Below are 12,368 nucleotides of genomic sequence, written 5' to 3' on the forward strand. Positions count from 1 at the left end.
CCTAGTACTCCTTCCGGTGTTTGTGGACACCCCACGCCTGGAAGGGGGCGTCCGAAGCCGGAACATCACCCCGCGTGACCGGCATCAGTTCCGGGCGGGATCCGCTGAAGTACTCGTAGAAGAGAGCGTCGTCGAAACCGGCTGCAGCGGCACCGTGGCGGTCCGCCGCGAAGTAGACCCGGTCGATGCGCGCCCAGAGAGCGGAGGCAAGGCACAGCGGGCAGGGCTCACAGCTCGTGTAAAGAACGGCGCCACGGAGATCGAACGTGCCGCGTGCCGCAGCGGCGGTGCGGATGGCCACCACCTCGGCGTGGGCCGTGGGATCGTTGTCGCGGGTTACCCTGTTGACGCCCTCATACACGCGGCCGTCCGGGGTGACCACCACTGCGCCGAAAGGTCCGCCGCCATCCCCCACGTTTCCGGTGGCCAGTTCCACGGCCTGCTTCAGGTAGCGGGCGGCGTCGTCGAAGTCTCTTGCCATGGTCATAGCTAGATCCTAGCCATGGGCTGGCTGTTAGGGGGTGAAATTAGGGGGCGCATTAGGGGGAAAGTCCCCACGACATTCTTGACCGGCAGGCATATTCTGGCGCCCGGGGGTTTCCGAATTTTTGCCTCTCGCGAGGCTCCTTATCCGGCCCGCCAGGGCGTCAACCCGGAGTACCCAATGAAGAGAAAGCTCACCCTGATCGCGTGTTTGGCAACCGCGGCTGTCATAGCCCCGGCAAGCGCCTCCGTGGCGTCCGACCGGGACCACAACAACGATCCCTACGAGGATGTAGCTCACGGCCTGGTGTCCCCGCTTCACCTGGCCATCGGGACGAACAAGTCCGTCTACGTGACCCAGGACTTTGCCGGTAAGCTCAGCCGAATAAACCGCGGCGGGACCGTCGAGGGTGTCTACACCAAGGGCGTCGCAGGCTGGGACGTGGCAGGCGTTGAAACCCGCGGAGCCACCACGTTCTTCCTCGAAAGCACCGGTGCCGGCCAAGGCGATCCGGCCAAGCTGGATGGCTGGCTGAAAGCCATCGGCCCGCGCGGTGACGTCAGGGAAATCGCAAACCTTGCCGACTATGAGCGGAAGTACAACCCCGACGGCGAACAACAGTACGGGTTGGGGCGGGAGGCCAGCGCTGCCTGCCTTCGTGAGGCAACGCCACCCCAGGACGAACCGGGACCGCCACCTCAGTACAAGGGGATAGTGGACTCCCATCCATATGCGACGGCAGTGCAGGGCAATACAGCGTACGTTGCCGATGCTGGCATGAATGCCATCCTCAAGGTCAACATTCGCTCAGGCGCCGTCAGCACGCTATCGGTCCTGCCGCCGCGGTCCTTCACCATTACGCCGAAAGTCGCTGAGGAACTGAAACTACCGGCATGCGCAGGGGTTGCCTACGCCTTTGAGCCGGTTCCCACAGACGTTGAAGTTGGTCCGGACGGGTGGCTGTACGTGACGTCGCTGCCCGGCGGGCCGGAAAGTCCTGCGTTGGGCGACCGCGGGGCAATCTTCAAGGTCAACCCGTGGACCGGGGAAACCAGGCTTTGGGTGGATTACATCCTCAGCCCGACCGGCCTTGCAGTCGCGAACAACGGCGACGTGTATGTCGCTTCGCTGTTCGGCGGGAAGATCCTGAAGTTCAACGGCTGGAAGGGGCACCGTACCCAGTTCCTGGCAGTGAACCAGCCGGCCGACGTCGAGATTCACGGCCGCACACTCTACGCCACAATCAACGGCCTGTCCGGTGCCCCGGCCGGGCCTGGGGCTGCTCCCCCAACGGAGCCTCCAGTTGGGAAGGTGATCAAGGCCGACATCCGGTAGCAGCGCACCACGTTTTCTGGGAAGCAGAAGGCCCGGACCAGTACTGCGGTCCGGGCCTTCTGCTGACTTCTTGGGCTTACTTGTTGCCGTCTTCGTCGAATTCTTCCCCGTCGGCGAGGTCAAGGTCCTCTTCGTCGAAGTCGTCCTCGTCGATGTCCACGTCGGCTGACGCGTCACTCTTGTAGGGATCGGCTTCGCCGGCGTGCTTGGCCTTGGCAGCCAGGGCGGCCACCTCGGCGTCGCGCTTCTTGGCTTCCCGAAGCAGTTCCTCCAGGTTCGAGGCGTTGACGGGAATCTGGTCCGCAACGAACTCAAGGGTGGGAGTCAGGCGAACGGTGACGTTCCGGCCAACCTCCTGCCGAAGCACCCCCTTGGCCTTCTCAAGTCCCTTGGCAGCATCAGCCTGAACAGCCTGGTCCCCGAAGACGGTGTAGTAAACGGTGGCATGCTGAAGATCATTGGTCACCCGCGCATCGGTAACAGTAATCCCCTCAAGCCGGGGATCCTTAACCTTCCGGCTCAGGGCCTCAGCAACAACAACCTTAATCCGCTGCGCCAACTTGGCAGCACGTGCCGGATCAGCCATGAACAACTCCTAGATAGAGACAGAAAATTTCAGGGCGCGCAAAGGTGACGTTGGCACCTGACGCGCGTAGCGATTGAGGGGGCCCGGGAGTGGCATCGGGCCTGCCGGAGACGGACGGCCAACGATCGTAGATCGCTGGCCGTCCGTCGTAGGGGCGGGGCCCCCTCAATCGCGAAGTGCTGGGGCGGGGCCGCCGGAAAAATTCCGACGGCCCCAACAAACAGACAGCTTAGACGCGTGGCTTCTCGCGCATCTCGAAGGTCTCGATGATGTCGCCTTCGGAGATGTCGTTGTACGAGCCAAGGCCGATACCACACTCGAAGTCCGTGCGGACCTCGGTTGCGTCATCCTTGAAGCGCTTGAGCGTCTCAACGGTGAGGTTGTCACCGATGATCTTGCCGTCGCGGCTGATGCGGGCCTTGGTGTTACGGCGGATGATGCCGGAGCGGACGATCGAGCCTGCGATGTTTCCGAACTTGGAGGAGCGGAAGACTTCGCGGACCTCGGCGGTGCCCAGCTGGAATTCTTCGTATTCCGGCTTGAGCATGCCCTTGAGCGCCATCTCGATGTCATCGATTGCGGAGTAGATGACGGAGTAGAAGCGCATGTCCACGCCTTCGCGGTCTGCCAGTTCGGCAACCCGCTCGGCGGGCTTGACGTTGAAGCCGATGATGACGGCGCTGTCCACTGTTGCCAGGTTGACGTCGTTCTGCGTGATGGCACCAACACCGCGGTGGATGACGCGCAGCTGCACGCCTTCGCCGACGTCGATCTTGAGCAGGGCGTCTTCGAGGGCTTCCACGGCACCGGACACGTCACCCTTGAGGATGAGGTTGAGGGTGTCGATCTTGCCTTCGGCCACTGCCTGGTCGAAGTCTTCGAGGCTGATGCGCTTGCGGCGCTTGGCCAGGGCGGCGTTGCGGTCCGCTGCTTCACGCTTCTCGGCGATCTGGCGGGCGGTGCGCTCGTCAGCGGTCACGAAGAAGGTGTCGCCTGCACGCGGGACGTTGGACAGACCCAGCACCTGCACGGGGCGGGACGGGCCGGCCTCGGTCAGGGCGCTGCCGTCGTCGTCGAACATCGCACGGACGCGGCCGTGGGCCGTGCCTGCAACGATGGTGTCGCCGACGCGCAGCGTACCGGACTGCACCAAGACGGTGGCCACGGAACCGCGGCCCTTGTCCAGGTTGGCTTCGATCGCGATACCGCGGGCGTCCTTGTTCGGGTTGGCGCGCATGTCCAGGGCGGCGTCTGCGGTCAGCAGGACGGCCTCGAGCAGCTCGTCGATGTTGAGGTTCTGGCGGGCAGAGACCTCCACGAACATGGTGTCGCCACCGTATTCTTCCGGAACCAGGCCGTACTCGGTCAGCTGGCCGCGGACCTTGTCCGGGTTGGCGCCTTCCTTGTCGATCTTGTTCACGGCCACGACGATGGGCACGTTGGCCGCCTGTGCGTGGTTGAGGGCTTCAACGGTCTGGGGCATAACGCCGTCGTCCGCTGCGACCACCAGGATGGCGATGTCGGTGACCTTCGCACCACGGGCACGCATGGCGGTGAACGCCTCGTGGCCCGGGGTATCGATGAAGGTGATCTTCCGGTCGTCGCCTTCGTGGTTGTGCGTGACCTGGTAGGCACCGATGTGCTGCGTAATGCCGCCGTGCTCGCCCGCCATAACGTCGGACTTGCGGATGGCATCGAGCAGGCGGGTCTTACCGTGGTCCACGTGGCCCATGACGGTGACTACCGGAGGACGTGCCTCAAGGTCTTCGTCGCCTTCGGCTTCGAGCTCTGCGTCGAAGTCGATGTCGAAGGTGGAGAGCAGCTCGCGCTCTTCATCCTCCGGCGAGACGACCTGGAGCTTGTAGCCAAGCTCCTCGCCGAGCAGCGCGAAGGTTTCCTCGTCCAGCGACTGGGTGGCAGTTGCCATTTCACCGAGGTGGAACAGCACGGTCACCAGTGCGGCGGGGTTCGCCTCGATCTTGTCGGCGAAGTCCGTGATGGATGATCCACGGCGCAGGCGAATGACGGTGTTGCCGTCGCCGCGGGGTACGCTCACGCCACCCAGCGACGGTGCGCTCATCTGCTCAAGTTCCTGGCGCTTTGCGCGCTTCGACTTGCGCTGCTTGCCACGACCGGCGCCGCCCTTGCCGAACGCACCCTGGGTGCCACCGCGACCGCGGCCACCCTTGCCGAAGCCACCGCCTGCGGGAGCACCGCCGCCGGCACCGGGACCACCGGTGCCCGGGGCGCCACCGGGGCGTCCGGGGCCACGGCCGCCGCCACCGGGACGGCCTGCACCAGCGGGTGCGGGACGCTCAGTGCGGTTGGGCATCATGCCGGGCGTAGGACGGTTTCCGCCTGCACCACCGGGACGCGGTGCACCCGGGCGGGGTCCACCGGCACCGGCTGCGGGACGGGGACCGCCTGCACCGGCAGCGGGACGCGGACCGCCCGGACGGGGGCCACCGGCACCGGCTGCGGGACGCGGACCACCGGGACGGTCGCCGTCGGTACGGCTGCCGCCCGGACGGGGCATGCCCTGGGAGGTGGCAAACGGGTTGTTGCCCGGACGCGGCGGACGGTCTCCGTCGCCGCCACGGCCACGGGGCATGCCCTGTGAAGTGGCGAAGGGGTTGTTGCCCGGACGGGGGCCGCCGGGACGGGGTGCGGATGCACCGGATGCGGAACCACCCTGGCGGGCAGCGGGTGCAGCCGGGGTGTCAGCCTTGGGAGCCGGACGGGCGCCGGGCTTGGCGCCGGTGGACGGCGCAGCGGGTGCAGCCGGAGCGGCAGGTGCGCTGGCGGCAGGCGTGCTGGCGGCAGGTGCTGCCGGAGCAGCGGCCGGTGCCGGGGCTGCCGGAGCGACGGGCGCGGGTGCCTGCACCTTGGGGGCCGGAGCCTTGGGTGCAGCCGGGCCGGGAGCCGGGGTTGAAGGGCGTGATTCCGCCGCCGGGGCGGGCGCCTTGGGCGCGGCTGCCGGTGCTGTTGCCTTGGCAGCAGCGTCGGGGAAGGCGTTGCGCAGCTTGCGCACAACGGGGGCCTCAATGGTGGAAGAGGCGGAGCGAACGAATTCGCCCAGTTCCTGCAGTTTTGTCACTGCATCTTTGGAAGTAATACCGAGCTCTTTCGCAAGCTCGTGTACGCGGACCTTGGCCACATTTCTCCTGTCTCGGTCCGCACCGAGCCAGGCACGAACCGTCTACTTCTTACTGCGGGCCCCAGCCGCACATGCAGAAGGGCCCATTGCAGAGCGCAACAAAGTTGTCATCGTTACGCACTCATCGCTGGGAACTCATCGGGTTTCCATCAGATTTCTGACCCGCTTTCAGGTTGGACGGTTGGTGTCGCAGCCACCGGGGCGCCTGCGACGCTCGGGCCTGACTTGATCCGGTGTTCGACGGCGGCTGTTCCGGTTGCGCCCCGAAGGGCACGTCCGAACGCTCGCCGTTTTATCGCCAGAGCCAGGCACGATTCGCTGGGGTGCAGCCATGCACCCCGGCCAGCCATCCGGCGTCGTTCATCAACCAGGACAGCGGATGATCCACTGCCTTCGGCGACGAGCCGGAGTAACTCAGACCGCGGCCCCTTCTTCCGGCATCCGATGCAGGTCCGTTCGGGTTGACTCCCGCTGGTAAGTACTTCTGCCACGGTCATCGTCCTGACGTTCATCTCTGCTGGCCGCAGGCAACCCTCCCGTTGGCACGGAAAGGGCACACCCATGGCGCACGACTGCCGGCCGTTAGGCGCGGTCTTATCTATTCTAGCCCCTTTGGGCCATTCTGCCCGAAACCAGTTGCGGTTCCGGCGTGGCAGGGTCCGGCGGAAAGGCTGTCAGTTTTCCTTGGCCGTGGCGGCGTCGGAAACGATGTCGATCCGCCAGCCGGTGAGCTTTGCGGCCAGGCGGGCGTTCTGGCCCTCCTTGCCGATGGCCAGTGACAGCTGGTAGTCGGGAACCACAACACGCGCCGACCGGGTGGCCTCATCGGTAATGGTGACCGAATTCACGCGCGACGGCGAGAGGGCGCTGGCGATAAAGGTTGCCGGGTTCTCGCTGAAGTCGACGATGTCGATCTTCTCGTCATTGAGTTCCGTCATCACGGCGCGGACGCGGGACCCCATCTCACCGATGCAGGCACCCTTGGCGTTGATGCCGGGGGTGTTGGCCTTGACGGCGATCTTGGTGCGGTGGCCTGCTTCACGGGCGAGGGCAACGATTTCCACGGACCGGTCGGCGATCTCGGGCACTTCCAGTTCGAAAAGCTTCCGGACGAGCCCCGGGTGGGACCGTGACAGGGTGACGGACGGGCCCTTGGAGCCGCGGTGGACGTCGATGACCAGGGCACGGAGCCGGTTGCCGTGGATGTACTTCTCGCCGGGAACCTGCTCGGGCGGCGGAAGCAGTGCCTCCACGGAGCCCAGGTTGACCTGGATCATGTGGGGGTTGTTGCCCTGCTGGATGGTGCCGGACACCAGCTCGCCTTCGCGGCCCTTGAACTCGCCCAGGACGTTGTCGTCTTCAACATCGCGGAGCCGCTGCAGGATGATCTGGCGCGCGGTGCTGGCGGCGATGCGGCCAAACCCTTCCGGGGTGTGCTCGAACTCGCCGATGGGGGCGCCGTCGTCGTCAATCTCCACAGCCCAGATGGTCACGTGGCCGCTCTTGCGGTCCAGCTCGGCCCGGGCCTTTTCAAAGGCACCGGGGGACTTGTGGTAGGCCACCAGGAGCGCCTGCTCGATGGTGGGGATCAGGAGGTCCAGCGGGATTTCACGCTCACGCTCCAGAAGTCTCAGTGCGCTCATGTCAATATCCATCAGGCCTCCTCAGAAGGTCCATTGTGTTCAGGTTCCAGACCGCCCTCATTGAGGTGGCTGAATTCGATCTCGACTTTTCCGCTGCGGATCCTGTCGAAAGGAAGTTTTACGGGCTCGCCCTGCTTGGGCTTCATACCCTTCTTGACCGCGATCTCCGGGACGAGCGTCACTCCCCCGTCATCCACGGACTGGATGCGGCCCGTGATGTTGTCGCCCTGGACAACGTTCACCTTGACCATCCGGCCCTTGGCCCGGTGCCAGTGGCGGGGTTCCGTCAGGGGACGTCCCACGCCGGGTGAGGAGACTTCGAGATCGTACGGGCGGCCGTCGTCGCCCGGATCGTTGTCCAGAACGTCGGACAGGACCTTGGAGATGTCCGCGATGACGTCCAGGTTGACGCCGCCGGTTTCCTCCTGGGGAAGGTCCACCACAACGTGGACTACCCGGTGCGAACCCGCTACGTTGATGGCGACGTCCTCAAGGTACAGGCGGTTGGCGAGGACCGAGGGTTCAAGGAGGGCCCGGAGCCGGGCTGCTTCCGGATTGTGTGCCGCTGCGGAGTCAGGCCGACCCGTTCCGGTGTGGTCTGATGAAGCCGTGGCTTCTGCATTGCTCACGATGCCGGCCGCCTCCCTATAGATGATGTGGTGTGTACTAGCGTAGCTATTTTACCGGCTCAGTGGTGCACGGCGGTCCCCTTCCGGCGTGACACCATGGTCTGTTGTGAACGACGACCAGCAGGAAAACCGGCCCCGGATGCGCTACTTCCGGTACGCGGCTGTGTCGCTCGCAGCCCTCCTTGTCCTTAGCCTGGGATTCGCCCTCACGCCCGCCGAACCGCCGGACCCGCCCGCTCCGCCATTCTCCGAGCAGGCGCGCGCGGCAGCCTTTGAGGACGCCCTCGGGCTCCGCGCCGCGGGGCTGGAACTAGCAGCCGGAGCCGCCGACGGCGGTGCTGCCGCCGCCACCGGCCGCATTGTGACTTTGCTGACCATCCAAGCCCGCGCACTGCTCCTGCCGGAGGCCGCGCCGGTGTCACCCTCGGCCACAGCTGCCCCGGAGATGACGGCGCCGGAACTTGCTGCGGCGTTGGCCGCCAGCGGTTCCGCACGGCTTGAGGACGCGAAGAGTGCCGACGGCGGCATGGCACGCCTGCTGGCCGGTGCCGGGACGGCGCAGCTTCTGGCAGCCCGGGATCTTGCAGCCGCCGCCGGCGTTCCGGACCCTGTGGCACCCGCTGCTGCAGCCGGACCGGCATCTTCACCCTCCGCCACCGCGCCTGATCCGGAGACTGCGCCGTCCTCCTGCCCCACCGCCCCGCCTGCCGGGCCGAACGCCGGTACTGCCCTGGCCGCCGCTTCCACCGCCGAACAGGAGGCGGTCTACGGATACCAGGCCGCACTGACGCGGCTGTCTCCGGCGGAGGCCGGACCGGCGTCGGAATTCCTTGCACGGCACCAGGACCTCGCGGCGGACGCTGAAGCCTGGGACCGCCTCCACTGCGGCATTGTCCCTCCCCAGCAGCCAGGCTACGTCCTGGACGCCGGCTTCCTGGCTGCGCCGGCAGCCGGGCTGGCGCAGCTGGAGGCCGCAACCCTGCCGGCATACGGGGACGTGGTGGCCCTGGCAGAGGGGCCTGCCCGCACTTGGGCGTTGCAGGCGCTCCAATCGGCCGCCGCCCGCACCCTGCACTGGGGCGGCGATCCGGGTCCGGTTCCGGGACTGGCGCTGGACGAGGCCCAACTCCCCCTCCTCCCGGGGTGAACGCACGGGCGTCAAACCCTTCCGGATTCCGCAGACCCTGCCACCCCTGTCCGCACCTGCGCCTAGGCTGGTGCTGATGAGCCAGCAAGCAGCAGTCCCCATTCCTCCCGACCTCACTGCACGGTACGGCCGAAGCAGTGCAGGACGGGCGTGGCTCGCGTCGCTTCCCGGCCTGATCCAGGGGCGTCTTGAGCACTGGCGCCTGAAGCCAGACCTGGCCGATGGCAGCATGCCGTGGAACGGCCATGGCGCTGTGGTGATTCCGGTGCTGCAGGCTGACGGCTCCCCTGCAGTCCTCAAGGTCGCCTTTCCGCACGATGAAGCAAGGGTTGAACGGCATGCCCTGGCACTGTGGCGCGGCCGCGGTGCGGTAGCCCTGCTCGAATCGGACGCGGGCACCTGCGCCATGCTCCTGGAGCGGCTGGAGGCAACACAGTCGCTCAACGGGGTGCCGTTGCGGGACGCGGTGGACGTGTGGGGCGGGCTGGTCCGGCAGCTGAGCCTAAGCCCGGACCAGCGGCCCCAGTGGCAGGAGTTCGAGCACATTGCGGGGCGCGCCGAACAGTGGAGCGATGACCTTCCCGCCGATTGGGAACAGCTGGGGCGGCCCTTCCCCCGCTGGTTGCTCGAAGCGGCACTCGAGGTTTGCCAAACCCGCGGGGCGGTGGGCCGGCGCTCCGGCCGCGATGTGCTGGTCCACACAGACCTGCATTTCCTCAATGTCCTGGCCCGGCCCGGCGCGGCCGTGCCGGATGGACGGCCGACGGCGGCAGGATACGCCGCGATCGACCCCCAGCCGATGATCGGCGAACCGGAGTTCGCGGTGGCGCCGCTGCTGTGGAACCGGATCCGGGACCTGCCGGCCAACCAGCCTGGGGAAGGCCTGCGGGAGCGGTGCGCCGAGTTCAGTGCAGCGGCCGGCCTTGATCCTGAAGCCGCCCGGCAGTGGGGTGTCGCCCGGGAAGTTGCCAATGCGCTGTGGTACGCCGGAAAGCCGGACCACCAGGGCGATATGGCACGCTCACTCTGGGTGGCCAGCACCTTGGCCGGACGGACGCTTGAAGGGCTGCCGCCGGCTCACGCCCTGCCCGAGCCGGGCCAGGCGCCCGGCTAGCGTACCGGCACCGGCACCGGCAACGGTTAAGTTCAGCTGCCGCGCACGGCAGCCAGGGCGGACCGGACGGCGTCCACGGCCGTGCCCACATCCTTTTCGGCCGTATGCCAGTTGCTCACCGACACGCGCAGGATGTCCCGGTCCCGCCAGCGCGATCCGGACATCCAGACCCTGCCGTCCTCGATGATGCGGGCTGTTACAGCACGGGTGGTGGCATCGTCACCGAAAGCCACGCACACCTGGGTGTAGTCGACGTCGTTCAGCACCTCCACGCCGTCCAGCCCGGCGAGTCCCGCGGCGATGTCCGAGGCAGCCGCGGCGAGTCCCCTGACTTGCGCTGCCACCCCATCACGGCCAAGGTTCTTGAGCGCGGCCCACGCCGGCACGCCGCGTGCGCGCCGTGACAGTTCCGGTACTTTTTCGAACGGGTCCCCCGGCCCTTCCGCATCATGCACCAAATAGCTCGTGTGCAAGCCCATCGCCGAGCGGAGCGCGGAGGCGTCACGGACAATGGCGATGCCGCAGTCGTAGGGCACGTTCAACGTTTTGTGGGCGTCGGTGGCCCATGAGTCCGCGTCCCCGCAGCCCCTTGTCAGGTGGCGCAGCTCCGGCGCCGCGGCGGCCCACAGGCCGAAGGCGCCGTCGATGTGGACCCACGCACCATGGTTCCTGGCGACGGCAATGGCTTCGGAGAACGGATCGAAGGCGCCGGAGTGCAGGTTGCCGGCCTGCAGGCACACCAGGGCCGGCCCAGAACCTTCCTGCAGCGCGGCATCCAGTGCCGCCGGAATCAAGCGGCCCTGGCCATCCGCTTCCACCACCCGGGGCCTTCCGAGCCCGAGATACCGCAGGCCGAGATCGATGGTGTCGTGCCGCTCCCGGCCGACAAAACACTGGATCCGCGGTGCACCGGACAGCCCGTCGCGGTCCAGGTCCCACCCTGCGTCCGTGAGGAGCCGCCACCGCCCGGCGGCCATCCCGGTGAAATTGGCCATGGTGGCTCCGGTGACGAATCCCACGTCGGAACCGGCCGGAAGCGCGAGCAGTTCCAGGAGCCAGGTTCCGGCAGCTTCCTCGATGGCTGCCATTGCGGGGGTGGCATAGCGCAGACCGGCATTCTGGTCCCAGGCGCTCACCAGCCAGTCGGAGGCAAGTGCTGCCGGAAGGGTTCCGCCGATGACCCAGCCGAAAAAACGGCCGGAGGGCATCGCCATCAGACCGGGATCAGCGGTCCGGGCGAGGAAATCGACCACGTCCTCGGCCGGGATGCCCTGCGCAGGAAGTGGTCCGCCGAAGGCATCAGTCAGGTCATGGGCAGCGAGCCTGGGCCCCACTGGCCTGTCAGGAAGGCTGTGCAGCCAGTCCGTCGCATGGCGCAGTGCAGCTGACAGAGCCGGGGAATAGTCATCATCGCCCTGTGACATACCTGCATGCTACGCCTCGCCATGGACGGCCACGAGGCCGCGATGGTTCCGGCGTCAGGCGAAGTTTTCCTGCCAGATGTCATAGCCGAGTTTGATGATGAGGGCCGCGACCACCACCAGGAATACCACGCGGACGAAGCTGCTTCCCTGATTCACTGCCGTCCTTGCTCCGAGGTAGCCGCCGGCCATGTTGGCGGCGCCCAGCAGCAGGCCCAGTCCCCACAGAATGGAGCCGTGCGGCAGGAAGAACATCAGTGCGCCCGCGTTGGTGGCCATGTTCACGATCTTTGCCTTGGCGCTGGCCTCCAGGAAGGCGTACCCCATGGCCGAGACCAGGGCAATGACCAGGAACGAGCCCGTGCCCGGGCCGATCAGCCCGTCGTAGAAACCGATAACGGCGCCAATGAGGCACGCCACCACGTAGTGCTTGTGGCCGTCGTGCCGCAGCGCCGTGATGTCCCCGACGTCGGGCTTGAGCGCCGTGAAAAGCGCGACGGCGACCAGCGCCGCGACGATGATGGGTTTGAAGACGTTGGCCGGCAGGGTGGCCGCCAGCACGGCACCGCCAAAACTGCCCGCCAACGCGATCACGGCCATGGGCAGCGCCGTTTTCAGGTCCGGTCCCACGCGCCGGTAATAGGTGGTGGCGCTGGTGGCAGTTCCGAAGATGGAGCCCAGCTTGTTGGTGGCCAGGGCCTGCACCGGAGTGATGCCGGGGACCAGCAGCAGGGCGGGGAGCTGGATCAGCCCGCCCCCGCCCACCACCGCGTCCACCCAGCCGGCAGCGAAGCCTGCCAGCACCAGCAGGAGGATTGTTGTCAGCTGGAGGGACTCAAGTCCTAAATCCAC

General features: G+C 66.8%; 11 protein-coding genes. 3 read left to right on the forward strand and 8 right to left on the reverse strand.

What is annotated here, in order from left to right; all coding sequences use genetic code 11:
• Window position 1: 1 nt before the first annotated feature.
• Complete coding sequence (locus B5520_RS02740) at window positions 2-487, reverse strand: nucleoside deaminase (RefSeq protein WP_079595503.1); 486 nt, start codon at window positions 485-487, stop codon at window positions 2-4.
• Window positions 488-664: 177 nt separating this feature from the next.
• On the opposite strand from B5520_RS02740, the gene B5520_RS02745 reads away from it, so the two are divergent.
• Complete coding sequence (locus B5520_RS02745; protein WP_079595504.1) at window positions 665-1,819, forward strand: ScyD/ScyE family protein; 1,155 nt, start codon at window positions 665-667, stop codon at window positions 1,817-1,819.
• Between the two features lie 76 nt (window positions 1,820-1,895).
• Here B5520_RS02745 and rbfA read toward each other — a convergent pair whose 3' ends face one another.
• From rbfA to rimP, 5 genes are all read right to left on the reverse strand, one after another.
• Entirely contained in the window at window positions 1,896-2,405 is a 510-nt protein-coding gene (gene rbfA / locus B5520_RS02750; protein WP_079595505.1) for a 30S ribosome-binding factor RbfA, read from the reverse strand.
• Between the two features lie 229 nt (window positions 2,406-2,634).
• Window positions 2,635-5,562, reverse strand: coding sequence for a translation initiation factor IF-2 (gene infB, locus B5520_RS02755; RefSeq protein WP_079595506.1), 2,928 nt, complete (start codon window positions 5,560-5,562; stop codon window positions 2,635-2,637).
• 149 nt (window positions 5,563-5,711) lie between these two features.
• Window positions 5,712-6,059: a YlxR family protein gene (locus B5520_RS02760; protein WP_176156741.1), complete on the reverse strand. Its 348-nt coding sequence runs from the start codon at window positions 6,057-6,059 to the stop codon at window positions 5,712-5,714.
• Between the two features lie 177 nt (window positions 6,060-6,236).
• Window positions 6,237-7,217 (reverse strand): transcription termination factor NusA, encoded by a 981-nt coding sequence (gene nusA / locus B5520_RS02765; RefSeq protein WP_079595508.1) that lies wholly within the window; start codon window positions 7,215-7,217, stop codon window positions 6,237-6,239.
• Window positions 7,217-7,834, reverse strand: coding sequence for a ribosome maturation factor RimP (rimP, locus tag B5520_RS02770; RefSeq protein WP_079595509.1), 618 nt, complete (start codon window positions 7,832-7,834; stop codon window positions 7,217-7,219). Before rimP ends, nusA begins: the two co-directional genes overlap by 1 nt.
• A 106-nt stretch (window positions 7,835-7,940) precedes the next feature.
• Here rimP and B5520_RS02775 point away from each other — a divergent pair, with 106 nt between their 5' ends.
• A complete protein-coding gene (locus tag B5520_RS02775; RefSeq protein WP_254865445.1) occupies window positions 7,941-8,981 on the forward strand; it encodes a DUF4439 domain-containing protein in 1,041 nt (346 codons plus the stop codon).
• Between the two features lie 76 nt (window positions 8,982-9,057).
• Complete coding sequence (locus B5520_RS02780) at window positions 9,058-10,095, forward strand: aminoglycoside phosphotransferase family protein (protein WP_079595511.1); 1,038 nt, start codon at window positions 9,058-9,060, stop codon at window positions 10,093-10,095.
• A gap of 32 nt (window positions 10,096-10,127) precedes the next feature.
• On the opposite strand, the gene B5520_RS02785 is transcribed toward B5520_RS02780, so the two are convergent.
• Together B5520_RS02785 and B5520_RS02790 are read right to left on the reverse strand one after the other, a co-directional pair.
• Complete coding sequence (locus B5520_RS02785) at window positions 10,128-11,519, reverse strand: pyridoxal phosphate-dependent decarboxylase family protein (protein WP_079595512.1); 1,392 nt, start codon at window positions 11,517-11,519, stop codon at window positions 10,128-10,130.
• A 54-nt stretch (window positions 11,520-11,573) separates the two neighbouring features.
• Window positions 11,574-12,368: a sulfite exporter TauE/SafE family protein gene (locus B5520_RS02790; RefSeq protein WP_079595513.1), complete on the reverse strand. Its 795-nt coding sequence runs from the start codon at window positions 12,366-12,368 to the stop codon at window positions 11,574-11,576.

The sequence above is a fragment of the Arthrobacter sp. P2b genome (genome assembly GCF_900168295.1).
Lineage (GTDB): Bacteria > Actinomycetota > Actinomycetes > Actinomycetales > Micrococcaceae > Arthrobacter.

Coding starts and splice junctions, on each gene's coding strand:
- nusA (WP_079595508.1), bottom strand. CDS start 7,217: ATGGATATTGACATGAGCGCACTGAGACTTCTGGAGCGTGAGCGTGAA.
- B5520_RS02745 (WP_079595504.1), top strand. CDS start 665: ATGAAGAGAAAGCTCACCCTGATCGCGTGTTTGGCAACCGCGGCTGTC.
- B5520_RS02780 (WP_079595511.1), top strand. CDS start 9,058: ATGAGCCAGCAAGCAGCAGTCCCCATTCCTCCCGACCTCACTGCACGG.
- B5520_RS02740 (WP_079595503.1), bottom strand. CDS start 487: ATGACCATGGCAAGAGACTTCGACGACGCCGCCCGCTACCTGAAGCAG.
- B5520_RS02760 (WP_176156741.1), bottom strand. CDS start 6,059: ATGACCGTGGCAGAAGTACTTACCAGCGGGAGTCAACCCGAACGGACC.
- rbfA (WP_079595505.1), bottom strand. CDS start 2,405: ATGGCTGATCCGGCACGTGCTGCCAAGTTGGCGCAGCGGATTAAGGTT.
- B5520_RS02785 (WP_079595512.1), bottom strand. CDS start 11,519: ATGTCACAGGGCGATGATGACTATTCCCCGGCTCTGTCAGCTGCACTG.